The organism is Rhodanobacter sp. FW106-PBR-R2A-2-24 (assembly GCF_058789615.1).
This window is the reverse complement of record NZ_JBYTBV010000002.1, coordinates 3,292,153-3,316,953: the sequence shown is the minus strand read 5'-3', so window position 1 is coordinate 3,316,953 and position 24,801 is coordinate 3,292,153. Positions and strand designations below refer to the sequence as shown.

Genomic DNA, 24,801 nt, shown 5'->3' with positions numbered 1-24,801 from the left:
GCGACGCGGCTGGATCAGCCCTCGCCCTCGGCCACCGCCTTCATGGACAGGCGGATGCGGCCCTGCTTGTCCACTTCCAGCACCTTGACCTTGACGATGTCGCCTTCCTTGAGCTTGTCGGACACCTTCTCGACGCGCTCGTTGGAGATCTGCGACACGTGCACCAGGCCGTCCTTGCCCGGCATGATGGTGACGAACGCGCCAAAGTCCATCAGCTTGGCGACCTTGCCCTCGTAGATGCGGCCCGGCTCGACGTCGGAGACGATCTGCTCGATGCGCTTCTTCGCCGCCTCGCCCGCATCGCGGTTGACCGAGGCGATGATGACGGTGCCGTCGTCGTTGATGTCGATGGTGGCGCCGGTTTCCTCGGTGATCGAGCGGATGGTGGCGCCGCCCTTGCCGATGACTTCGCGGATCTTGTCGGGGTGGATCTTGATGGTGATCAGACGCGGCGCGTACTCGCTCATCTCGGTACGCGCGGTGCTGAGCGCCTTGGCCATCTCGCCGAGGATGTGCAGGCGACCGCGCTTGGCCTGGGCCAGCGCCACCTTCATGATCTCCTCGGTGATGCCGTCGATCTTGATGTCCATCTGCAGGGCGCTGATGCCATCGGCGCTGCCGGCCACCTTGAAATCCATGTCGCCGAGGTGATCCTCGTCACCCAGGATGTCGGACAGCACGACGAAGTCGTTGCCTTCCTTGACCAGGCCCATCGCGATGCCGGCCACCGGCGTCTTCAGCGGCACGCCGGCATCCATCATCGCCAGCGAGGAGCCGCACACGGAGGCCATCGACGAGGAGCCGTTGGACTCGGTGATTTCCGACACCACGCGCAGCACGTAGGGGAACGACTCCAGCGAGGGCTTGACCGCCTGCACGCCGCGCTTGGCGAGGCGGCCATGGCCGATCTCGCGACGCTTCGGCGCGCCGAAGCGACCGGCCTCGCCCACCGAGAACGGCGGGAAGTTGTAGTGGAACAGGAACGGGTCCTTGGACTCGCCGGCCGGCGCATCGATGATCTGCGCGTCGCGCGTGGTGCCCAGGGTGACCGTGACCAGCGCCTGCGTCTCGCCACGGGTGAACAGCGCGGAGCCGTGAGTGCGCGGCAGCACGCCCACGCGGGCGGTGATCGCGCGCACGTCGTCCAGCTGACGGCCATCGATGCGCACCTTGCTCTTCAGCACGCCATCGCGCAGGTTGTGGTACTCGATCTCCTCGAACGCATCGGAGATCTCGCCCGCGCTCCAGTTGCCGGCAGCGGCCTGCTCGGCCACGGCGGCCTTGACGTCGGCCTTCAGCGCGGCGATGGCATCGCGGCGCTCCAGCTTGTCGCGGATCTGGAAGGCCGCGGTCAGGCGGTTGCCGATGGCGGCATTCAGCGCGGCAAACAGCGCCTCGTTGCGCGCCGGCGCCTCCCACTTGAACGCCTTGCGGCCAGCCTCGGCCACGAATTCGTTGATGGCCTTGATCGCAGCCTGCATCTGCTGGTGGCCGAACACCACCGCGCCCAGCATCACGTCTTCGGAGAGCAGCTCGGCCTCGGACTCCACCATCAGCACCGCACCGGCGGTACCGGCCACCACGAGATCCAGCTGCGAACCGGCCAGCGCGGAAACGTCGGGGTTCAGCAGGTATTGGCCGTTGGCGTAACCCACGCGGGCGGCGCCGATCGGGCCCTTGAACGGAATGCCGGCCAGGGTCAGCGCGGCGGAGGCGCCGAGCAGCGCCGGGATGTCGCCGTCGACCTCGGGGTTCAACGAAACGACCTGGGCGATCACCTGCACTTCGTTCTTGAAGCCTTCCGGGAACAGCGGGCGCACCGGCCGGTCGATCAGGCGCGACGTCAGCGTCTCTTTCTCGGTCGGGCGACCTTCGCGCTTGAAGAAACCGCCAGGGATGCGACCGGCGGAGTAGAACTTTTCCACATAGTCGACGGTGAGCGGGAAGAAGTCCTGCCCTTCCTTCGCCTTGGCCGCCGCGACCGCGGTGACCAGCACGACGGTGCCGCCCATGCTGACCATGACCGCGCCGGAAGCCTGGCGGGCGATTTCGCCCGTCTCCAGCGTGACTTCGTGATTACCGTACTGGAATGACTTGGTTACTTTCGCCATGTTGATTTCCTGCCTCTTTGAAGGAGGCGGCCACGGGCGGCCGCCTCCTGATCTTCGCGTCCGGAAACGAACGCGGTGGCTGAACGAGTGCGGCCAGCAAGGGCCGCTGCCTGACCTTCACATCCGTCAACGCGCGCAAGTCCCAAGCCCGCGGCCACACATGGCCACGTCCCGCCTGCGCCCGCGGACGAACGCGGGAATCAACGGCGGAGGCCGAGGCGCTCGATCAAACCCTGGTAACGGCCAAGGTCGCGATCCTTGAGGTAGGCCAGGAGGTTCTTGCGGCGGTTCACCAGCTTCAGCAGGCCGCGGCGGGAGTGGTGATCCTGCTTGTGCGACTTGAAGTGGTCGGTGAGGTGATCGATGCGGGCCGACAAGAGCGCCACCTGCACTTCGGTGGAGCCGGTGTCGTTCGGCACGCGGCCGAAGTCAGCGATGATCTTGCCGGTCTGTTCTGCGGTAAGAGACATGTGTGTACCTGTTTCCTTGAAAAGGCGATGCGAAGCTTGCGTTTGCGCCACCGTGATGACGCAAGCGCAAGCTTCGCCTTGATGAATGAAACAACGGGAATAACTTGCTCATTCTACCGTTGACGGCCCGCCTGCAACAAGGGCAAGCCAACGACGCGGGCTTCACGGTGGCGGCAGGTTGAACCCGCGCTGGATGCGGCTGCGGCCAGCCTCGTCCAACGTCAGCAGCGCCAGCAGGGCGCCGTCGGCGGCATAGGCGGCATAGCGGCCCGCCGGGCGCGTCACCACGATGGGCTGGCCGTGCACGATGGCCGTGGTCTGCGCCTCGTCCAACTGCAGCGCGGGCCAGTCCGCCAGCCCCGCCGACAGCGGCAGCAGATGGGCCAGCAAGGCCGCATCGCCCTGCCTGGCAGCCTGTTCCAGTTCGGCCATCGTGACCATGACCGGTGTCCGGAACGGCTCCACCCACAGGCGCCGCAGCGTGGTGAGGTGGGCGCCGCAACCCAGCGCCTCGCCCAGGTCGACCGCGAGCGAGCGCACATAGGTGCCCGAACCGCACTCCACCTCGAAGGTCAGGCTGTCCGCGTCGAACGCCAGGAGCTCCAGCCTGAACACCTCCACCTCGCGCGGAGGCGCCGTCACCTCATCGCCACGCCGAGCCTTGACGTACAGCGCCTCGCCATCCTGCTTGAGCGCGCTGTACACCGGCGGCACTTGGGTGATGCGGCCGCGCAGCGGCGCCAGTGCGGCCTCGATGCTTGCCGCATCCAGCGCCGGCAGCGGACGCTCGCGCAGCAGCTCGCCCTCGCGGTCGGCCGTGGTGGTGGTGATGCCCAGCCGGCACGTGGCGCGATAGGCCTTGCGGGCGCCCAGCAGGTTGCCGGCAAGCTTGGTCGCCTCGCCAAAGCACAGCGGCAACAGGCCGGTGGCCATCGGGTCGAGTGCGCCGGTATGACCGCCCTTGGCGGCGCGGAACAGCCGGCGCACCGCCTGCATGGCCTGGGTGGAGCTTTCGCCCTCGTGCTTGTCGAACAGCACGATGCCGTGCAGTTCGCGCCAGGCGATGCGCGGGAGCTTGCGATTGCGGTGCATGAAACGCGGGCTACGACTCGCCGGATTCGGCCGGCGTGGCGGCGCCCGTGTCCCGCAGCAGGGCGTCGATGCGCTCGCCCTTGTCCACCGAATCGTCGTACTTGAAGCGCAGTTCCGGCACGCGGCGCAGGCGCATGCCGCGCGACAGGCTGCGGCGGAACTCGCCGGCCAGGGTATTGAGCGCCTTCACCGCCGCCACCGATTGCTCGGGCAGCAGTGCAGTGACCCACACCGCAGCGTAATCGAGGTCGCGGCTCACTTCCACGTCCGACACGCTGCACGAGGGCAGGCCGTGGTCGCGCACGGCGGCATGCACGAGCAAGCCGATTTCGCGGCGCAACTCGGCGCCTACACGGTCGGTACGTTTGAAGTCGCGGGAGGGCATGAAGTGATCGGAATCCGTATCGAATAGCTGGAGAGCAAAAGCTCCGTTACTTATGCCTTCTGGCGTGCAGTCCTGCACGCCAGAAGGCTCGGCAAGCCCGGCATGCGCCGGCCCCGCCTCCGTCTGGCCATGGCCAGACGAGCGGCCATCCATGGCCACGCCCGCACCCTGCAACGCCCTGCGGGCGTTACAGGGTGCGGGCCACCTCGATGCGCTCGAAGCACTCGATCTGGTCGCCGACCTTGACGTCGTTGTACTGCTTCACGGCGATACCGCATTCCATGCCGTTGCGCACCTCGTCGACCAGGTCCTTGAAGCGGCGCAGCGATTCCAGCTCGCCCTCGAACACCACGGTGTTGTCGCGCAGCACGCGGATCGGCTTGCTGCGCTTGACGTGGCCTTCGGTGACCATGCAGCCGGCGACCGCACCGAACTTGGAGCTGCGGAACACCTCGCGCACCTGCGCGATGCCGATGATTTCCTCGCGGATCTCCACGCCAAGGAGGCCGGAAGCCGCCTGCTTCACCTGGTCGATCACGTCGTAGATGATCGAGAAATAGCGCACATCCAGGCCGGCGGTATCGATCACCTTGCGCGCCGAGGCGTCGGCACGCACGTTGAAGCCGATCACCAGCGCCTTGGAGGCCGCGGCCAGCGTGGCATCGGACTCGGTGATGCCGCCGACGCCTGCGGCGATCACGTTGACCTTGACGTTCTCGTTGCCGATCGCGCCGAGTGATTCGCGCAGCGCCTCGACCGAGCCTTGCACGTCGGCCTTGACCAGGATGTTGAGCGTCTGCTGGCCAGTGCCCTGGCCCATCTGCGCGATGATGTCCTCAAGCCGGTTGGCCTTGCTGACCATGCGCGTCTCGCGGCGCTTCTGCTGGCGCTCGGCGGCCACCTGCTTGGCCAGCTTCTCGTCGGCCACCACCACGAAGTCGTCGCCCGCTTCCGGCACGCCGGAAAGGCCCAGCACCTGCACCGGGATCGACGGGCCGGCTTCCTGCACGGTCTTGCCGGTCTCGTCGACCAGCGCGCGCATGCGGCCGTATTCGATGCCGCAGACCACGAAGTCGCCGCGCTTGAGCGTGCCCTGCTGCACCAGCACGGTAGCCACCGGGCCGCGACCCTTGTCCAGGCTGGATTCGATCACCACGCCCGAGGCGGCGCCATCGACCACGGCGGTCAGCTCCATCACCTCGGCCTGCACCGAGATCGCGTCGAGCAGCTCGTCGATGCCCATGCCGGTCTTGGCCGACACCGACACGAACGGCGTGTCGCCACCCCACTCTTCCGGGATGACTTCCAGGTTGCCCAAGCCTTGCCTGACGTGGTCGGGGTTGGCGGAGGACTTGTCCATCTTGGTCAGCGCCACGATCAGCGGCACCTTGGCGGCGCGCGCGTGCTTAACGGCTTCAGCCGTCTGCGGCATCACGCCGTCGTCGGCAGCCACCACCAGCACCACGATGTCGGTGGACTGCGCGCCACGGGCGCGCATCGCGGTGAACGCGGCGTGGCCCGGGGTGTCGAGGAAGGTGATGACGCCCTTGGGCGTCTCCACGTGGTAGGCGCCGATATGCTGGGTGATGCCACCGGCCTCGCCTGCCGCGACCTTGGTGCGGCGGATGTAGTCGAGCAGCGAGGTCTTGCCGTGGTCGACGTGACCCATGATGGTGACCACCGGGGGACGCGCCAGCTTTTCGCCGTCCATCTCCACGCTTTGCGTGTGTGCGGCCAGTGCGGCCTCGGCGTTGTTGGCGTTGGCCTCGACCACGGTGTGGCCGAGCTCCTCCACCACCAGCACGGCGGTGTCGTGGTCGATGGTCTGGTTGATGGTGGCCATCACGCCCATCTTGAACAGCGCCTTGACCACCTCCGAGCCCTTGACCGCCATTTTCTGCGCCAGTTCGGCGACCACGTTGGCGTCGCCCACCACCACCTCGCGCACGACGGCGGCGGTCGGGCGAGTGAACCCGTGCGTACCGGCGGCACCGCCGCCACGAACGACGTCGCGTGCGGCACCCTTGCCTGGCTTGCCGCGTTTGCCGCTGGAGCGGCGTGCGCGGTCGGCTTCGCTCAGGTGCAGTTCGCCGGCGGCAAAACGCTTGCCGCCGGCCACGTCGTCACGGCCACGACCATGGCGCGCCTTGCCGCGCGCGTCGGTACCGGTACCCGTACTCGTGCCTGCTGCTGCGGCTGGTGCGCGCGCGGCGGCCGGCGCGGACGCCGGAGCGGGCGCCGGCTTGACCAGCTTCTCGCGCTTGCGCGGCTCATGCACGCGCGGCACGATCATGCCCAGTTCGCGTGGATCAATGCGCTGCACCGTCGACGCTGCCTCGGCAACGGACTCCTCGACTACCGGCTCGTCGACAGCGACGGGCGGCGACGCCACGATGCCCTGCGACTCGCCCGCCGGCACGGTGCCGACGACGACCGGCGTCGGCACGGGCTCGGCCGCCGCAACCTCAACCTGGCGCCGATGCTCGGCCGCCTCTTCCCGCGCATGCTGCGCGGCCAATTCATGCTCCTGCGCTTCCTGCTGGCGGCGCTGCTCGGCCGCGTGACGATCCTGCTCTTCCTGCCGACGCTGCTCGCGCGACTCGGCCAGCTTGCGCACGGCCTCCTCGCGTTCGGGCTCGGCGCTGGCTTCCTCGGCGATCACGCTGCGCTTGACGTAGGTGCGTTTGGCACGCACTTCGACGTTCACCGTCTTGGCGGTGCTGGCGGCGCCGCGCCCGCCCGGCGTGGTCACCTTCAGCTCGCCCACGGTGCGGCGGCGCAGGGTGACCTGACGTGGCGCACTGTCGACGGTTTCCGCGACCGGCTCGCCCTTGCCGTGATTGCGGCGCAGGAAGCCCAGCAATTTCACCTTCTCGGTGCTGCTGATGACCTGCTCCGGATCGGAGAATTTCATGCCCGCCCCGCCCAGTTGGGCAAGCAGCTTGTCGACCGGCATGCCCAGCACCTGGGCGAGTTGTTTGATCGTGACATCCGACATCGTGTTCATTCTCCGCCGTTCCCGCGCTTGTCGTGCGCACAGCACCCGCCGTGCGTACCCAGCCATCCGTGGTGGAAGGCCGTCGGCCTTCCTCGGCGCGCCCGTCCAGGGGCGCCGCCGTCCGCGGTCAGCCGCCCTTCTCCAATTGCTCGATCATCGGTGCGCGCGCCGCCATGATGAGCGCGGCCGCGCGCTCCTCGGTCATGCCCTCGATGTCGATGAGGTCGTCCACCGCCTGGTCGGCGAGGTCGTCCACCGACACCACACCACGCGCGGCCAGCGCATAGGCGGTGTCCTCGTCCATGCCCTTGAGCGCAAGCAGCTCTTCGCTGGGCTGGTGTTCGTCGACACCCTCTTCCACCGCCAGCGCCTCGGTAAGCAGCGCGTCGCGGGCGCGAGCGCGCAGTTCCTCGACGATGTCCTCGTCGAAGCCCTCCACCGCCAGCAGCTCGGCGCTGGGCACGTAGGCGATTTCCTCGACGCTGGAGAAGCCTTCCTGCACCAGGATGTTGGCGATCTCCTGATCCACTTCGAGCTTGTCCATGAACAGTTGCAGCGCAGCCTCCTGCTCGGCCTCGCTCTTGGCGGCAACCTGATCCTGGGTCATCACGTTGAGTTGCCAGCCGGTGAGCTTGCTGGCCAGGCGCACGTTCTGGCCACCGCGACCGATGGCCTGGGACAGCTTGTCCTCGGCCACCGCGATGTCCATGGAGTGCTTTTCCTCGTCCATGATGATGGACTGCACCTCGGCCGGCGCCATCGCGTTGATGACGTACTGGGCCTGGTTCTCGTGCCACAGGATGATGTCGACGCGCTCGCCGTTGAGGTCGTTGGAGACCGCCTGCACGCGCGAACCGCGCATGCCGATGCAGGCGCCGATCGGGTCGGTGCGGGTGTCGTGGGCCAGCACGGCGATCTTGGCGCGGTCGCCCGGGTCGCGCGCGCAGCCCTTGATCTCGACCAGGCCCTGGCCGACTTCGGGCACTTCCAGCTTGAACAGTTCGATCATGAATTCCGGCGCGGCGCGCGACACGAACAGCTGCGGCCCGCGCACTTCGGATTTCACCTCATACAGGTAGCCACGCACGCGGTCGCCCACACGCACCGATTCGCGCGGAATGGTCTTGTCGCGCGCGATGAAGGCCTCTGCGTTGCCGCCCAGGTCAAGGTAGATGTTGCCGCGCTCCACGCGCTTGACGATGCCGGTGATCAGCTCGCCCACGCGATCCTTGTAGGCATCCACCACCTGCTGGCGCTCGGCCTCGCGCACGCGCTGCACGATCACCTGCTTGGCGGCCTGCGCGGCGATGCGGCCGAACTCGGCGTTCTCGATCTGCGTCTCGATGTACTCGCCCACCTGGGCTTCGGCGCGCTCGTCCAGCGCGTCCATCAGGCGCAGCTGGTAGAACGGCGACTCCATCTCGCCGTCATCGGCGATGATTTCCCAGCGGCGGAAGGTCTCGTAGTCGCCGGTGTCGTGGTCGATGGCGACGCGGATGTCGGGATCTTCCTCGGGGTAGCGCTTCTTGGCAGCCGAGGCCAGCGCAGCCTCCATCGCCCCGAAGATCACCTCGCGCGGCACGCCCTTCTCGTTGGCGACCGCGTCGACCACCAGCAAAAGCTCTTTGCTCATTTCTACTACTCCATCGGCGCCGTCGTGGCGACCGCCAGGTTTTGATTTACGTGTGCATCCGTTGAACGACGGTATCCGCGAACCGCCATTCGCAGTGAATTCATTTCTTCTTGGCTGGCGCCTTGCCGGGCTTGGGCTTGGGCGCGTAGCCCAAGGCCACCCAGTCCGGCACCACGTTGGCGCTTTCCACCTGGCCGTGGTCGAAGGCGAAGGCCTTGCCCTCGGCCTCCAGCGCAATGCGCTCGCCATCCACCGCCACCAACTTGCCGCGCAAGCGGCGGCGCCCGTCCAGCGGCGTGCGCAGCAGCACCTTCACATCCTGCCCGAGCACGCGCGCGAACTGCGCAGCGGTGAACAGCGGGCGATCAATGCCGGGCGAGGAAACCTCGAGCACGTAGTGGCCGGGGATGGGATCTTCCACATCCAGCAAGGCGGACAGTTCGCGACTGGCCGTCTCGCAATCCTCGATGCCGACTTCGCGGCGCTGGCCGTCCGCATCCGGAGCCGCGCTCCCGGCGATGTCCAGATAGACGCGCAAGGTGCCCTGCCCCTGCGCGGGGAAGAACTCCACGCCAAGGCACTCCAGGCCAAGATCGGCCAGAACCGTACTGAAGCGTTGTGCCAGTGCCTGCGTGTCCATCGTTGCCATCCAGATCGCGAAAACAAAAAATGGGCGCGAACGGCCCATTCCCTGCTCCTGAAAAACCGGAGCGTTCCCGCCAGTGTCCTGCGCCAGGGCCGTTGCCGCCATCGCGGCGACGCGCATGACTGCACCGCATCCTTGCGCCCAACAAAAAAGCCTCACGAGGAGGCTTTCTTGTCCAAGAAAGAGTCTGGTAGCGGGGGCAGGATTCGAACCTGCGACCTTCGGGTTATGAGCCCGACGAGCTGCCAGACTGCTCCACCCCGCATCAGAGTCCGCACAGTGTACAGACACCACCATGCCAGCGCAACGATTGCGTGCGACGCTACTCCAGTTGGCATTGCCACGCTGGAATGCAACACCCACGAGACGTCGTGAGCCACTGGCTCGAGGCCCGATCAGAGCCAACGTCCCGGGTTTGTGATGTACCATCGCGAGCTTGCGAACAAGGGGAAACATGATGGCTCGTCACGATCTGGAAGCGCTGTGCTCGCCACTGGCCGACGACGCGCCCTGCGGGCCCGACCTGGAGTACGACCCCGAGTTCCAGACGCTGGAGCGTGAAGCCACGCCCAAGGCCGAGCGGGCGGTTGGTGACAGCGTGAAGGCCGCCGAAGAACCCGACTGGGACAAGGTCGCCACGCTGGGCGAGTCGTTGTTCGGCCGCAGCCGCGACCTGCGCGTGGCCATGTGCCTGACCTCAGCCTGGACACGCCAGCAAGGCCTCGCCGGCTGGGCCGATGGCCTCGCGCTGATCCACGGCCTACTGGAAAACCTCTGGGACAACGTGCATCCGCAGCTCGATGCCGAAGACGACAACGACCCCACCGCACGCGTCAACGCCGTGATGCCGCTGACCGACATGCAATCCGCCCTCGGCCTGTTCCGCAGCACGCCCTTCGTGCAATCGCCCCGACTCGGGCGCTTCAGCCTGCGCGACCTGCGCATCGCCGAGGGCTCGCTCAAGGTCGCGGCAACGGACGACGGCACCTCCCTGCCCAGCCTCACCGACATCGAAGCCTGCTGCCTGGATTGCCCGGAAGAGCAGTTGGCCACCGCCGCCGAGGCCGTGGCCAGCGCCATGGCGCACGCACGCGCCATCGACACCCTGTTCACCGATCGCATCGGCACCGCCGGCCCCGATTTCAAGCCGCTGCTTGGCGAAGTCTACGAACTGAAGAAGTTCCTCGACGCGCAGACGGCCAAACGCATGCCAGCCGCCGACGCGGCAGCCGCCGAGGACGCCGATGCGCCGTCCGCAGGCGACGCTGGCTCCGGCAACCGGGCTGCCGCCAGCCGCGGCATCGAGTCGCCGCAGGACGTGATCCGTCGGCTCGACGAAATCTGCGACTACTACGCCAGGCGCGAACCCTCCAGCCCGATCCCGCACCTGCTGCGCCGTGCCCAGCGACTGGTGGGGCTCAACTTCATCGATCTGATGAAGGAACTGGCGCCCGGCGGCCTGTCCGAATTCCAGGTGATTTCCGGCACCGGCGACGAGTGAGCCGCTGCGAGCCGCAGGCTGCTGTGGCTCGCCGGTTGATCCCGCCCTTCCCCGGGTCTTCGCCGGCGCTTCAGCCCTTGCCCTGCGGAACAGGCATCGTCAATCGCTGCCGCGGCAGAGCTTGGCCTGCCTTGCGACGAACAACGAATGGATGGCCGGATTCCAGCTCATGGTCAGCCCGCCAGGCAGGCCGACGGTGATGCCGGCATCGGCCGCCTGCGTGACCGGCCCTGTCGTCGCCTGCTCGCCATCACCAAAGTGCGCCGAGGCGGTGATGGTGTAGCTCACCGGATTCGGGCAAGCCGAGACATCCACCAACTGCGGCACGGCAACCCCAGGCTGCGCCGCCACCGACAGGCTGCCGTGGGCGAGCGCCACCTCCCCATCGCTCCCGCCCGCGCGACAATGGGCGCTCAGGGCGTAGTCGACCCGCACCTCCGGCCGCGGCGCCAACTGCAGCGCCGCCAACGCCTCGGGAAGCTTGGTGCAACCGAGCAGAAAGGCCTTGCGCTGTGGCACTACGTGCAACACATAGCCGCCCGGCGCAAGCGCGGCGCGACCGGCCAGCTTGAGCGCCAACCGCTGCGGCGACGCCGCCGTGATGACGGGCTGGCTGGCTGCCGGTTGACCTTGCGCATCGGTCAGGCTCACCGCGGGATTGGCGCACTGGGGATCGAGCAAGTCGCTGCCGGTCAGCACGAGATCCAGCGGCTCCGTGCCGGGATGGATGACGAACAGCGGTTGATGATCGTCCGTCTCCACGGCATCGATCACCGGCGCCATGCCCTTGCCGGACGCATTCTGCGCGGCGAGCCGTTGCACATTCAGCGCCAGTGCGGCGACCAGGGCCTTGGCCTCCTCGCCGCGGCACCCCGACACCACCGCCAGATAAGCCTGGGTGCGTTGGGCAGCGGCAGCCGCACGCCTGGCCTGCGCCTTGGCGGCTTCGCCGAGGATCTCCACCGGCTGCGTCACGTTGCTACCCAACTGGCCGCGCAGGGCTTCACCCATCTGCACCAGCTGCTTCGCCACGGGAGCCAGCGCCAGGTCGGGCCGCTGTCGCGCCTGCGCCATCAATGCCTGTTGTGCCGTCTCCAGCTGCGACAGGACGAAATCGCCGGTCGGGCGCGCGGCATCCTGCGCCGGCAACCGACTCGGGCAGGCGATCAGGCCGGCCATGAGCAAGCCCACGCAAGCCGTCAAAGGACGCGGAATACGTCGTGCTGACATCGACTCAATCATCCGCCGGACAATCCGCCGTGGCCGGCTGCCCCGGCTGGCAAGCCTGCTGGTCGGACGGCAGCAGGATGCCGGAAGGCACAACACCGAACGAACGGTAATTGGCGTTGATGATACCGGGGTCGATATAGGCGTCGCCGTGGTTGTTGCCATTTTGCGCCTTGCCGGTCAACGACGAGGTAGGCACGTTGACGCTGGGCGCACCCAGCACCGGCAAGATGTTTCCTTGCGCATCCACCGCGTAGAAATAGGCCGGCACCACACCCAGGTGGGAAACCGTCTGGTCACCCGTACCGACGACATAAATCGGCGCCACCAAGGTGCCAATCGCCCCCGTCGCCGACCATGTGCCCACGCCGTCATACGCCCCAGTGGTGCCCTGCTGCAGCAGATCGCCACCATTCACGCCCAGATACAAGGCCGACGTCCCAGCGTTCACGGTGTAGGTACTGCCACCGACGGAGGCCAGCGTCAGCGTCTGCGCATCGGTGAAACTGAAACCGGCAGGCGAACTGAAACCACCGAGCACGGCCACGTGATTGCCCATGAACTGGTTGGCCGAACCCAGCGTGGTTGGGCCAGCGGCGCCGCCGGTCAAGGTGGCGGCGGTGATCGATCCACCGGCACTGCCGTCGATGGCCCCGGCGGAATGCAGCGTCACCAGCGTACCGGACAGGCTGCCACCGATACCAAGAGCCCCACTGGTCGTCGTGAGCGCAACGCTGGCATTGCCGTTCACCGCGCCGACCACCGTCAACGCCTGCGCGTTCGTCAGGCTGAAGCCGTTCGCGCTGAAGTTGCCCAGCGTGCCGATCTGGTTCGCACCCGTGAGTGTCGCTGCGCCGCTCGCGCTGCCGGTCAGCGTGCCGGCCGAAATGGTGCCGCCGTTCTGCACGATGGAGCCACCCGCGCTATTCAGCGTGGCGGCCTGGCTGGCCGTGAGATCGCCGCCGAGCTGGATGCCGGAGGCGCCACTCAGGCTGACGTTGCCACCGGACACCGTGCCCGTCGTAACCAGCTGACCACCCGCGGTCAACGCCACGCTGTTGCCGTCGCCATCAAGCGCAGACGCGACGGTGAGGTCGTTCTTGTCAACCAAGGCGATATTCAAGCCTTGGAGGGTCACCACCCCTACGAAGTCATTGCCCGAATCGGTCAGCGCAATATTGCCGCCTGCTTGCAGCGTGGTGGTTCCCTGGACGCTCACCGCCCCGCTGCCTTGCTGGATCGAACCGGTGGTATCGACCGCCAGGTTCGAGCCGACGGCCAAACCGCCGAGCGTGGTCACGGCGCCCGGGTTGGAGACAGTGATGTCGAGCGAACCGGCGGTCGAACCATCCACGGCAAGATTGCTGTTGGCGGTGATCGCCGCGATGCCGGTCAGCATGCCGGCGATGCCGGACGATCCGGTGCCCGCCAGGTGGACACTCGCCGCCGTGGTGTAGCCCGTGTAATCCAGCGTGCCGTTGCTGCCGGCATCGAGGTTGCCGGACAGCGAACCGTCGCCGCCGGAATGTATGATGAAATGGCCGCTGCCGGTGTCGGTCAAATTGCCGATGCCCGTAAAGCCGCCAGCGAGATCGGTCGCCGTACCTTGGTTGCCGCCGCTCAAGGCCCATGCCTGATTGGCCGCGATAAGCGTACCGGTGCCGCTGTCGGCGATCGCCTCGAACGAGGTCCAGTTCACCGTGCCGTTGCTGCCGGCGCCCACGCCGCTCAGCGTGTAGGTCTGGTTCGCACCCTTGATCGTGTCGGTGTTGGCGCTGCCCGTGACCTTGGTCACGCCCGTCCATGTGCCGCCGATGCCCGTCGTCAAGCCGTTACCGGCGGACAGGTCGAAGCTCACCGCGCTGCCGTAGCCGCTGTAGTCCAGCGTCGACGCCGCCAGGTTACCGCTCAGGCTGCCGGACGTGCCGAAGTTCACCGTACCCGTCGCGTCGATGAGGTTGCCGATGCCGCTGAAACCACCGGGCAACCATGCCGACACCGTGCCGGCGTTGCTGCCCGTCAGGGTATAGGCCTGCCCGCTGGCCTGCAGCGTGCCGACGCCGCTGTCGGCGATCGCCTCGAACGAGGTCCAGTTCACCGTGCCGTTGCTGCCGGCGCCCACGCCACTCAGCGTGTAGGTCTGGTTCGCACCCTTGATCGTGTCGGTGTTGGCGCTGCCCGTGACCTTGGTCACGCCCGTCCATGTGCCGCCGATGCCCGTCGTCAAGCCGTTACCGGCGGACAGGTCGAAGCTCACCGCGCTGCCGTAGCCGCTGTAGTCCAGCGTCGACGCCGCCAGGTTGCCGCTCAGGCTGCCGGACGCGCCGAAGTTCACCGTACCCGTCGCGTCGATGAGGTTGCCGATGCCGCTGAAACCACCGGGCAACCATGCCGACACCGTGCCGGCGTTGCTGCCCGTCAGGGTATAGGCCTGCCCGCTGGCCTGCAGCGTGCCGACGCCGCTGTCGGCGATCGCCTCGAACGAGGTCCAGTTCACCGTGCCGTTGCTGCCGGCGCCCACGCCGCTCAGCGTGTAGGTCTGGTTCGCACCCTTGATCGTGTCGGTGTTGGCGCTGCCCGTGACCTTGGTCACGCCCGTCCACGTGCCGCCGATGCCCGTCGTCAAGCCGTTGCCGGCGGACAGGTCGAAGCTCACCGCGCTGCCGTAGCCGCTGTAGTCCAGCGCCTGCGCCGTCAGGTTGCCGCTCAGGCTGCCGGACGCGCCGAAGTTCACCGTACCCGTCGCGTCGATGAGGTTGCCGATGCCGCTGAAACCACCGGGCAACCATGCCGACACCGTGCCGGCGTTGCTGCCCGTCAGGGTATAGGCCTGCCCGCTGGCCTGCAGCGTGCCGACGCCGCTGTCGGCGATCGCCTCGAACGAGGTCCAGTTCACCGTGCCGTTGCTGCCGGCGCCCACGCCGCTCAGCGTGTAGGTCTGGTTCGCACCCTTGATCGTGTCGGTGTTGGCGCTGCCCGTGACCTTGGTCACGCCCGTCCACGTGCCGCCGATGCCCGTCGTCAAGCCGTTGCCGGCGGACAGGTCGAAGCTCACCGCGCTGCCGTAGCCGCTGTAGTCCAGCGCCTGCGCCGTCAGGTTGCCGCTCAGGCTGCCGGACGCGCCGAAGTTCACCGTACCCGTCGCGTCGACAATGTTCTCGAACGACGCCCAGTTCAGCGTGCCATTTGTGCCGGAGTTGGCACCCGTCAGCGTGTAGGTCGCACCGGTACCCGTGATCGTATCGCTGTTGCTGCTGCCCACGACCGAAGTCACGCCACTCCAGCTGCCGCCAATGCCGACGGCCGAATGGCCTTGCACGTTGAACGTCACCGCACTGGCATAGCTGCTGTAGTCCAGCGCCTTGGCCGTCACGTTGCCGGTGACGCTTCCGCCCGTGCCGAAGTTGATCGTGCCCGTCGTGTCGGTGATGGTGCCGATGCCGCTGAAGCCACCGGGTAGCCATGTCGATACCGTGCCGGTATTGCTGCCGCTCAAGGTGTAGGTCTGCCCCGCGCCATTGAGCGTGCCCGTACCGCTGTCGGCGATCTTCTCGAACGAGGTCCAGCCCAAGCCGGCTCCGTTGCTGCCCGCATTGAGGCCCGTCAGCGTGTAGGTCGCACCGGTGCCCGTGATCGTATCGCTGTTGCTGCTGCCCACGACCGAAGTCACGCCACTCCAGCTGCCGCCAATACCGACGGCCGAATGGCCTTGCACGTTGAACGTCACCGCACTGGCATAGCTGCTGTAGTCCAGCGCCTTGGCCGTCACGTTGCCGGTGACGCTTCCGCCCGTGCCGAAGTTGATCGTGCCCGTCGTGTCGGTGATGGTGCCGATGCCGCTGAAGCCACCGGGCAGCCATGTCGATACCGTGCCGGCGTTGCTGCCGCTCAAGGTGTAGGTCTGCCCCGCGCCATTGAGCGTGCCCGTACCGCTGTCGGCGATCTTCTCGAACGAGGTCCAGCTCAGGCCGGCTCCGTTGCTGCCCGCATTGAGGCCCGTCAGCGTGTAGGTCGCACCGGTGCCCGTGATCGTATCGCTGTTGCTGCTGCCCACGACCGAAGTCACGCCACTCCAGCTGCCGCCAATACCGACGGCCGAATGGCCTTGCACGTTGAACGTCACCGCACTGGCATAGCTGCTGTAGTCCAGCGCCTTGGCCGTCACGTTGCCGGTGACGCTTCCGCCCGTGCCGAAGTTGATCGTGCCGGTCGTGTCGATGATGGTGCCGATGCCGCTGAAGCCACCGGGCAGCCATGTCGATACCGTGCCGGCGTTGCTGCCGCTCAAGGTGTAGGTCTGCCCCGCGCCATTGAGCGTGCCCGTACCGCTGTCGGCGATCTTCTCGAACGAGGTCCAGCTCAGGCCGGCTCCGTTGCTGCCCGCATTGAGGCCCGTCAGCGTGTAGGTCGCACCGGTGCCCGTGATCGTATCGCTGTTGCTGCTGCCCACGACCGAAGTCACGCCACTCCAGCTGCCGCCAATACCGACGGCCGAATGGCCTTGCACGTTGAACGTCACCGCACTGGCATAGCTGCTGTAGTCCAGCGCCTTGGCCGTCACGTTGCCGGTGACGCTTCCGCCCGTGCCGAAGTTGATCGTGCCGGTCGTGTCGATGATGGTGCCGATGCCGCTGAAGCCGCCGGGCAGCCATGTCGATACCGTGCCGGTATTGCTGCCGCTCAAGGTGTAGGTCTGCCCCGCGCCATTGAGCGTGCCCGCGCCGCTGTCGGCGATCTTCTCGAACGAGGTCCAGCTCAGGCCGGCTCCGTTGCTGCCCGCATTGAGGCCCGTCAGCGTGTAGGTCGCACCGGTGCCCGTGATCGTATCGGTGCCGCCGCTGCCCGTGACCGACGTCACGCCCGCCCACGTGCCACCGATGCCCGTTGTCGTGCCGGCGCCGTCGGACAGGTCGAAGCTCACCGCGCTGGCGTAGCTGCCGTAGTTCAGCGTCGACGCCGTCACGCTGCCGCCAATCGTGCCGTTCGTGCCGAAGTTCACCGTGTTCGCTGTCGCGCTGCCCGTCAGGGCGCCGCCGGTGCCAAGGTTCACCGTGCCCGTCGTGTCGGTGATGGTGCCGATGCCGCTGAAACCGCCCAGCAGCCACGTCGATACCGTGCCGGTATTGCTGCCGCTCAACGTGTAGGTCTGCCCCGCGCCATTGAGCGTGCCCGTACCGCTGTCGGCAATCTTCTCGAACGAGGTCCAGCTCAGGCCGACTCCGTTGCTGCCCGCATTGAGGCCCGTCAGCGTGTAGGTCGCACCGGTGCCCGTGATCGTATCGGTGCCGCCGCTGCCCGTGACCAACGCCACGCCCGTCCACGTGCCGCCGATGCCCGTCGTCATCCCGGCACCGTCGGACAGGTCGAAGCTCACCGCGCTGGCGTAGTTGCTGTAGTCCAGCGTCGACGCCGTCACGCTGCCGCCAATCGTGCCGTTCGTGCCGAAGTTCACCGTGTTCGCTGTCGCGCTGCCCGTCAGGGCGCCGCCGGTGCCAAGGTTCACCGTGCCCGTTGCGTCGGTGATGGTGCCGATGCCGCCGAAGCCACCCGGCAGCCACGTCGATACCGTGCCGGCGTTGCTGCCGCTCAAGGTGTAGGTCTGCCCCGCGCCATTGAGCGTGCCCGTACCGCTGTCGGCGATCTTCTCGAACGAGGTCCAGCTCAGGCCGGCTCCGTTGCTGCCCGCATTGAGGCCCGTCAGCGTGTAGGTCGCACCGGTGCCCGTGATCGTATCGGTGCCGCCACTGCCCGTGACCAACGCCACGCCCGTCCACGTGCCGCCGATACCCGTCGTTGTCCCGGCACCGTCGGACAGGTCGAAGCTCACCGCGCTGGCGTAGTTGCTGTAGTCCAGCGTCGACGTCGTCACGCTGCCGCTCAGGCTGCCCGCCGTGCCGAAGTTCACCGTGCCCGTTGCGTCGACGATATTCTCGAATGACGTCCAGCCCACACCACCGCCGCTGCCCGCATTGGCGCCGCTCAACAGGTACGTCTTGCCGCTGCCCTTGATCGTGTCGGCGCCGCCGCTGCCGGTGACCGTGGTCACGCCCGTCCACGTGCCGCCGATGCCCGTCGTCGTCCCGGCACCGTCAGACAGGTCGAAGCTCACCGCGCTACCGTAGCTACCGTAGTTCAGCGTCGATGCCGTCACGCTGCCGCTCAGGCTGCCCGCCGTGCCGAAGTTCACCGTGCCCGTTGCGTCGACGATATTCTCGAATGACGTCCAGCCCACACCGCCGCCGCTGCCCGCATTGGCGCCGCTCAACAGGTACGTCTTGCCGCTGCCCTTGATCGTATCGGTGCCGCCGCTGCCCGTGACCGACGTCACGCCCGTCCACGTGCCGCCGATACCCGTCGTCGTCCCGGCGCCATCGGACAGGTCGAAGTTCACCGCGCTGGCGTAGCTGCCGTAGTTCAGCGTCGACGCCGTCACGCTGCCGCTCAGGCTGCCCGCCGTGCCGAAGTTCACCGTGCCCGTTGCGTCGACGATATTCTCGAATGACGTCCAGCCCACACCACCGCCGCTGCCCGCATTGGCACCGCTCAGCAGGTACGTCTTGCCGCTGCCCTTGATCGTATCGGCGCCGCCGCTGCCGGTGACCGTGGTCACGCCCGTCCACGTGCCGCCGATGCCCGTCGTCGTCCCAGCGCCATCGGACAGGTCGAAGTTCACCGCGCTGGCGTAGCTGCCGTAGTCCAGCGTCGACGCCGTCACGCTGCCGCCAATCGTGCCGTTCGTGCCGAAGTTCAGCGTGCTTGCCGTCGCGCTGCCCGTCAGGGCGCCGCCGGTGCCAAGGTTCACCGTGCCCGTCGCGTCGGTGATGGTGCCGATGCCAGTGAATCCACCTGGCAGCCACGTCGATACCGTGCCGGCATTGCTGCCGCTCAACGTGTAGATCTGCCCCGTGCCCTTGAGTATGCCGGCGCCGCTGTCGGCGATCTTCTCGAACGCACTCCAGTTCACCGTGCCGTTGCCACCGGCATCCACGCCCGTCAGCGTGTAGGTCGCGTTGCTGCCTTTGATCGTGTCAGCGCCGCCACTGCCCGCAACCGTGGTCACGCCCGTCCACGTACCAACGATGCCCGTCGTCGTCCCGGCGCCGTCGGACAGGTCAAAGCTCACCGCGCTGGCGTAGCTGCCGTAGTTCAGCGTCGGCGCCGTCACGCTGCCGCTCAGGCTGCCCGCCGTGCCGAAGTTCACCGTGCCCGTTGCGTCGACGATATTCTCGAATGACGTCCAGCCCACACCACCACCGCTGCCCGCATTGGCACCGCTCAGCAGGTACGTCTTGCCGCTGCCCTTGATCGTATCGGCGCCGCCGCTGCCCGTGACCGTGGTCACGCCCGTCCACGTGCCGCCGATGCCCGTCGTCGTCCCAGCGCCATCGGACAGGTCGAAGTTCACCGCGCTGGCGTAGTTGCTGTAGTCCAGCGTCGACGCCGTCACGCTGCCGCCAATCGTGCCGTTCGTGCCGAAGTTCACCGTGCTCGCCGTCGCGCTGCCCGTCAGGGCGCCGCCAGTGCCAAGGTTCACCGTGCCCGTCGCGTCGGTGATGGTGCCGATGCCAGTGAATCCGCCCGGCAGCCATGTCGATACCGTGCCGGCGTTGCTGCCGCTCAACGTGTAGATCTGCCCCGTGCCCTTGAGTATGCCGGCGCCGCTGTCGGCGATCTTCTCGAACGCACTCCAGTTCACCGTGCCGTTGCCACCAGCGTTCACGCCCGCCAGCGTGTAGGTCGCGTTGCTGCCTTTGATCGTGTCAGCGCCGCCGCTGCCCGCAACCGTGGTCACGCCCGTCCACGTACCAACGATGCCCGTCGTCGTCCCGGCACCGTCGGACAGGTCGAAGCTCACCGCGCTGGCGTAGCTGCTGTAGTCCAGCGTCGGCGCCGTCACGCTGCCGCCAATCGTGCCGTTCGTACCGAAGTTCACCACGCTCGCCGTCGCGCTGCCCGTCAGCGCGCCGCCGGTGCCAAGGTTCACCGTGCCCGTCGCGTCGGTGATGGTGCCGATGCCGGTGAATCCGCCCGGCAGCCATGTCGATACCGTGCCGGCGTTGCTGCCGCTCAACGTGTAGGTCTGCCCCGCGCCCTTGAGTGTGCCGGCGCCGCTGTCGGCGATCTTCTCGAACGCACTCCAGTTCACCGTGCCGTTGCCACCGGCGTTCACGCCCGTCAGCGTGTAGGTCGCGTTGCTGCCTTTGATCGTGTCAGCGCCGCCGCTGCCCGTAACCGTGGTCACGCCCGTCCACGTACCAACGATGCCCGTCGTCGTCCCGGCACCGTCGGACAGGTCGAAGCTCACCGCGCTACCGTAGCTGCTGTAGTCCAGCGTCGGCGCCGTCACGCTGCCGCCAATCGTGCCGTTCGTGCCGAAGTTCACCGTGCTTGCCGTCGCGCTGCCCGTCAGCGCGCCGCCGGTGCCGAGGTTCACCGTGCCCGTCGCGTCGGTGATGGTGCCGATGCCAGTGAATCCGCCCGGCAGCCATGTCGATACCGTGCCGGCGTTGCTGCCGCTCAACGTGTAGGTCTGCCCCGTGCCCTTGAGTGTGCCGGCGCCGCTGTCGGCGATCTTCCCGAACGAAGTCCAGCTCACCGTACCGCTGCTGCCCGTATTGGCGCCCGTCAACGTATAGGTCGCATTGCTGCCTGTGATCGTCGCACTGGCACCAGTGCCTGCAACGTTGGTCACACTGCCGAAGGCGATGCCATCACTGGTTTTGGTGGAGACATCGAAACTGGACGCCCCGGCAACCTTTGCCGCATCCGCCGCGATGAACCCGGTGAACGTGATGCCATCCGCATTGCCGGCATTCAAGCCAGTGAGGTTGAATACGGCGCTGCCCAAGCCCGTGATCGCTCCGGTGCCGGACGCACTCCCGGTGGTGCCCGAAAGCGACGCTCCGACGAAGGTCAGATTGGCCAGATTGGTGAGCGTGCCGTTAAACGTGATGGATGTCGTCGCCGTCAACGTCAGCGAATGGCCAGCCGCATCCACGGCGCCATCCGTCCAATTGATGCTGCCGGACCCCGTCCCGGTACCCGCGGTTGCATCGACCTTGACCGACCCACCTGCCAACGCCGTCTGCAGATCCGCCGTCGTCAAAACCGATGTCGATGCACTGCCGCCATCACACACACCCACCGAGCACGATGCCGTGCTTGGCCCCGTGGCGCTGATGGTCAGGTCGGTCGGGTCGAGCAGCAGGACACCTGCCGTGCCATGCGGTGCCAGGCGATCCGCGGTGCCTTGAAACGACAGGTAGTCCTTGCCGGAAACCTCGACAAACCCACCGTTGCCCGAGTCGTCGCCACCACGGGTAGCGATATGGCCGCGATACCAGGTGCCGTGATCGGACCAGACCACGACCTTGCCGCCATCGCCCGTCCGCCCGGCACTCGCGTTGATGCTTACGTTGCTGTCGACCTCGGTATGCGCGGCATTCTGAACCAGCGGATTGGCGCCATGTTCGTCGCCGCCAATCAATATCTCGCCACCGCCGCGAGCACCGGATGCATCCAGCACCCCGTCAGTCAGGCGAACGTCTTGATCGGAAAGTACGCGGATATCGCCGCCATGCACGCCACTCGCACTGATCGTGCCTGAATTGACGGTATTGCCGCCCGTGCCGATCAACCGCACCACGCCGCCGTCGGTGCTGATGCCGTGGGCGTCGATCATGCCGCTGTTGTTCACGAGGTTGGTGAACAGATCCTTCGCGGCGGCCGCCTGCAGCACCACGGTGCCGCTTTCGGAACGCAGCGTGCCCTTGTTCGCCACCGCGGCTTCGTCGGTGTCGAGCCGGCGCTGCAGGGCGCCGGTGATCTGCACGCTGACCAGGCCGTCGCCGTCGAAATCCAGCACCGCCTTGTCGGCGCCGTCGAGGTTGATGCGGCCGTAGTTGGCCAGGATCAGCCCGTCGTTCTCCACCTTGCCGCCGACCAGGCTCACCGAGCCGCCGCTGGCGGCTTCGATGGTGCCGTGGTTGACGATGCCGGCGCTGCCACCGTGGGCGTCGAGGTTGAAATGGTTGGCGAGGAAGTCGCTGGGCGTGAGATCCAGCGTGCTCGCCACCAGACCGCCCACATTCAGCTGCGCGCCGCTGCCGAAGATGATGCCGTGGGTGTTGATGAGGAAGACCTGGCCGTTGGAGCTGATATGGCCAAAGATCTGGCTGGGGTTCTGGTCGAGGATGCGGTTCAACGCAATGGCGTTGAACGATGGCTGGTTGAACAACACCGAGGCATCCTTGCCCAGATTGAAGCTCTGCCAGTTCAGCGCCAGCAGGGTGGACTGCTGGTTGATGACGGTGTTGGCGCCATCCTGCGTGATGGTGCCGGAACCGCCGACCACCACGCCGCCGATGGGCGTGGTGATGGGCGAGATGCCACCCGGCGCCACCGCCGCCATGGCACTGCCCACCAGCGGCAGTGAACCCAGCGCCAACGACAGGCCGAGCGCCAGCCGGTGCCGATGCAGACTGTCGAGCAGGGAATGCCCCTTGGCGTCGACCGCGACGACGGATGCCCGCAACGTGTTGCCCGTGATCTTGTTCATGGTGGTGTCCGTCAGAACGTGAGGCCGAAGCGTGCGTAAACGTGGTACCCGTGGCGATCCGAGGCGTTCTGGCTGCCCAGCGGCACCGCGCCGTCGAAATGGAACTCGAGGTGGTGCCAGAACGGCAGGCGGAAGATGAAGCCGGCGCCGATGCCGCTGTAGGTCACCGGCACAAGCCCGGTGGCGCGCTCCCTGGCAACCGGAAAACCGCGTGCGTAATCGAGGAAGGCCTCGGTTTCCAGCAGCTCGCGCCACGGTCGTCCGTGGAACGGCGAGGTCTTGTTGCTGAAGAACGGCGCATCCACGTGGTATTCGAGCGAGGTGTAATAGCCGCGCGCGCTCAAGGCATCGGCGATCGGATAGGCCCGCACGCTGTCCGGGCCGCCGATCACGAACTGCTCCAGCGGTGCCAGCACGGCGTTGCTGTACTGCCCGGAAAACTTCAGGTAAAGCCGCTGGGTTCTGCTGAGGAACTGCAAGCGGGTGTAGGACATCCGCAGCGAGGTGAAGCTGTGCGAGTGATCGGGGCTGACCAGGTCGGGGCTCCGGGAATTGTCGTTGATCGACTTGCGCACGCTGGCCTGCAGCAGGTCCACGCCGTTGAAGCGCCGATCGGTGTGCTCCACGCCAAAGCCCAGTTCGGCAACGTCGAAGCGCTCGTCGGAGAGCGAGAAATTGAACCGCGCCATGTCCAGCTTCGATTCCTCGCGGATGAAGTGCAACGTACCCATCATCTTGAGATCTTTGTCGTTGACGAACTTCCAGTCCGCCCCGCCGAAATAGGCGGAGCTTGGCCCCTTCACGTTGAGCCGGGCGAACTGCCCGGAATTGATCCGCAGATCGCTGCGGGTGGCGCCCACCACGGCGCTGAGGCCCGGCACCACGACGGTCGGCGCGCGATAGGCCAGCGAACCGAACACGTTCTGGCTGGGGTCGACGGCGTAGTCGACACTGGCTGCCAGGCTGTCGCCGATGCCCAGCGGGTTGTTCCAGCTGATGCCGGCCTGGGCACGGTAGCGTCCGGTCGTGGCGGTGCCGTAGTTGTTGCCGCCCAGAGTAATCGTGTACGGTCGCGGCGCTTCGCGCGCCACCATCACCAGGTCGGTGTCGCCGGTGACCTCGCCCGGCTGGAAAGTGGAGGTCACCGTCACCCCGGGCAGGTCGCGGTCGTACAACAGCGCCGTATTCACGTCGCTATCCTGCAAGGCCTTGCCACGCAACTTCTCGGCTGGCGCGGCGATCACGCTGGCACGATAACGATGGTTGCCCTTGACGATGATCTTGCCGATGCGCCCTTCCAGCACCTGAATCTGCACGATCTGATCGGCGCCGACGGTCTGCGCCGGCAGAAAAGCATGCGCCACGATGAAACCGGCCTTGCGGTAACGGTCGGTAATCGCATCCGACACACCCTGCAACTGGCTGAAATCAAGCTTGACCGCCTCGCCGCCACCACCACCGAGCTTGTGGAACTGGGCGTCGGCAAAGGCCTGGATGCCACCCGACGTGATGCCGGCGGCCTTGTGCTCGCCGACGCCATCCACATGGAAACCGCGCACCGCGATCTGCTGCGTCTGGGCCGCGCCGACGTCACGCTCCCGCAGCGGCGGTACCACCCGGTCGGACGGCGCAGCGGCCACGGTCGGCGCAGCCATCACCGGAGCAACTGGTGCGGCAGCTGGCGCCACAGGAGCTGCGGCTGCGACCGTCGCCGTCGCCGGCGCGGCAGGCACATGCACGGTGTAAGCCACCACCTGCTGTGGCAGGTAAGCATGGGCGTTGGGATAGCCCGCCTTGTGCAAGGCCTGGGTGATCCGCTCGGCCACGGTCTGCAGCTGCGCGCTCGTCAGGCCAGCCGGACTTCCGGCGGCAGCCAGCGCCTGCTGGTATTCGCGGTCGATGATGCCCTGGATATCCGGCTTGGCGCCGGCATCCGTCGCTGCCGGCACGCCACTGACCAGGATTTGCGGCAGGCCGACATCCGCCGCTTGCGCCCAGGCGTCTCCTGTCCCCAACGCCAATGCCAGCGCGGCTGCCAGACAAACCTTGTGCACGGCCATTCCCCTTCTGCCCATAGTCGGTGACGGACGGTTGGAGCAGACAAGGCTCCGAACCAGTCAGGGCCCGAACGGCGAGACAACACCCCGCGCCGACCAACCTGGCCGGCACACGGGCATCAA

11 protein-coding genes and 1 tRNA gene are annotated in these 24,801 nt (G+C 67.1%); 1 reads left to right on the top strand and 11 read right to left on the bottom strand.

What is annotated here, in order from left to right:
- Positions 1–14: 14 nt before the first annotated feature.
- The 8 genes from pnp to AC3WQA_RS16135 all read right to left on the bottom strand — a co-directional run bounded on the left by pnp (position 15) and on the right by AC3WQA_RS16135 (position 9,600).
- Entirely contained in the window at positions 15–2,111 is a 2,097-nt protein-coding gene (gene pnp / locus AC3WQA_RS16170) for a polyribonucleotide nucleotidyltransferase (protein WP_492676052.1), read from the bottom strand.
- 200 nt (positions 2,112–2,311) lie between these two features.
- The gene (gene rpsO / locus AC3WQA_RS16165) at positions 2,312–2,581 is read right to left on the bottom strand and encodes a 30S ribosomal protein S15 (RefSeq protein WP_492676051.1); all 270 of its coding nucleotides are present in this window, start codon (positions 2,579–2,581) and stop codon (positions 2,312–2,314) included.
- A gap of 162 nt (positions 2,582–2,743) precedes the next feature.
- Positions 2,744–3,673 carry a tRNA pseudouridine(55) synthase TruB gene (gene truB, locus AC3WQA_RS16160; RefSeq protein ID WP_492676050.1) on the bottom strand — a complete coding sequence of 310 codons (930 nt, stop codon included), beginning with the start codon at positions 3,671–3,673 and terminating at the stop codon, positions 2,744–2,746.
- Between the two features lie 10 nt (positions 3,674–3,683).
- Positions 3,684–4,058 carry a 30S ribosome-binding factor RbfA gene (gene rbfA, locus AC3WQA_RS16155; RefSeq protein WP_492676049.1) on the bottom strand — a complete coding sequence of 125 codons (375 nt, stop codon included), beginning with the start codon at positions 4,056–4,058 and terminating at the stop codon, positions 3,684–3,686.
- A 187-nt stretch (positions 4,059–4,245) separates the two neighbouring features.
- A complete protein-coding gene (gene infB, locus AC3WQA_RS16150; protein ID WP_492676382.1) occupies positions 4,246–7,056 on the bottom strand; it encodes a translation initiation factor IF-2 in 2,811 nt (936 codons plus the stop codon).
- A gap of 127 nt (positions 7,057–7,183) precedes the next feature.
- Positions 7,184–8,689: a transcription termination factor NusA gene (nusA, locus tag AC3WQA_RS16145; protein WP_492676048.1), complete on the bottom strand. Its 1,506-nt coding sequence runs from the start codon at positions 8,687–8,689 to the stop codon at positions 7,184–7,186.
- Between the two features lie 100 nt (positions 8,690–8,789).
- Positions 8,790–9,329, bottom strand: a complete 540-nt coding sequence (gene rimP, locus AC3WQA_RS16140) for a ribosome maturation factor RimP (protein WP_492676047.1) — start codon at positions 9,327–9,329, stop codon at positions 8,790–8,792.
- 194 nt (positions 9,330–9,523) lie between these two features.
- Positions 9,524–9,600 (bottom strand) — tRNA-Met (locus AC3WQA_RS16135).
- A 189-nt stretch (positions 9,601–9,789) separates the two neighbouring features.
- Here AC3WQA_RS16135 and tssA point away from each other — a divergent pair.
- Positions 9,790–10,836, top strand: a complete 1,047-nt coding sequence (tssA, locus tag AC3WQA_RS16130) for a type VI secretion system protein TssA (protein ID WP_492676046.1) — start codon at positions 9,790–9,792, stop codon at positions 10,834–10,836.
- 99 nt (positions 10,837–10,935) lie between these two features.
- Here the strand turns inward: tssA and AC3WQA_RS16125 are convergent, their stop codons facing one another.
- Genes AC3WQA_RS16125 through AC3WQA_RS16115 form a run of 3 tightly spaced genes read right to left on the bottom strand, consistent with a single transcriptional unit; the run spans position 10,936 to position 24,675 of the window.
- Entirely contained in the window at positions 10,936–12,015 is a 1,080-nt protein-coding gene (locus tag AC3WQA_RS16125; RefSeq protein ID WP_492676045.1) for a hypothetical protein, read from the bottom strand.
- 55 nt (positions 12,016–12,070) lie between these two features.
- Positions 12,071–22,621 carry a filamentous hemagglutinin N-terminal domain-containing protein gene (locus AC3WQA_RS16120; protein ID WP_492676044.1) on the bottom strand — a complete coding sequence of 3,517 codons (10,551 nt, stop codon included), beginning with the start codon at positions 22,619–22,621 and terminating at the stop codon, positions 12,071–12,073.
- An 11-nt stretch (positions 22,622–22,632) separates the two neighbouring features.
- Positions 22,633–24,675 carry a ShlB/FhaC/HecB family hemolysin secretion/activation protein gene (locus tag AC3WQA_RS16115; RefSeq protein ID WP_492676043.1) on the bottom strand — a complete coding sequence of 681 codons (2,043 nt, stop codon included), beginning with the start codon at positions 24,673–24,675 and terminating at the stop codon, positions 22,633–22,635.
- Positions 24,676–24,801: the final 126 nt, after the last annotated feature.

Excerpts from the sequence above, each read along its gene's own strand:
- pnp (WP_492676052.1), bottom strand. The coding sequence starts at position 2,111 with ATGGCGAAAGTAACCAAGTCATTCCAGTACGGTAATCACGAAGTCACG.
- rpsO (WP_492676051.1), bottom strand. The coding sequence starts at position 2,581 with ATGTCTCTTACCGCAGAACAGACCGGCAAGATCATCGCTGACTTCGGC.
- truB (WP_492676050.1), bottom strand. The coding sequence starts at position 3,673 with ATGCACCGCAATCGCAAGCTCCCGCGCATCGCCTGGCGCGAACTGCAC.
- rbfA (WP_492676049.1), bottom strand. The coding sequence starts at position 4,058 with ATGCCCTCCCGCGACTTCAAACGTACCGACCGTGTAGGCGCCGAGTTG.
- infB (WP_492676382.1), bottom strand. The coding sequence starts at position 7,056 with ATGTCGGATGTCACGATCAAACAACTCGCCCAGGTGCTGGGCATGCCG.
- nusA (WP_492676048.1), bottom strand. The coding sequence starts at position 8,689 with ATGAGCAAAGAGCTTTTGCTGGTGGTCGACGCGGTCGCCAACGAGAAG.
- rimP (WP_492676047.1), bottom strand. The coding sequence starts at position 9,329 with ATGGACACGCAGGCACTGGCACAACGCTTCAGTACGGTTCTGGCCGAT.
- tssA (WP_492676046.1), top strand. The coding sequence starts at position 9,790 with ATGATGGCTCGTCACGATCTGGAAGCGCTGTGCTCGCCACTGGCCGAC.
- AC3WQA_RS16125 (WP_492676045.1), bottom strand. The coding sequence starts at position 12,015 with ATGGCCGGCCTGATCGCCTGCCCGAGTCGGTTGCCGGCGCAGGATGCC.
- AC3WQA_RS16120 (WP_492676044.1), bottom strand. The coding sequence starts at position 22,621 with ATGAACAAGATCACGGGCAACACGTTGCGGGCATCCGTCGTCGCGGTC.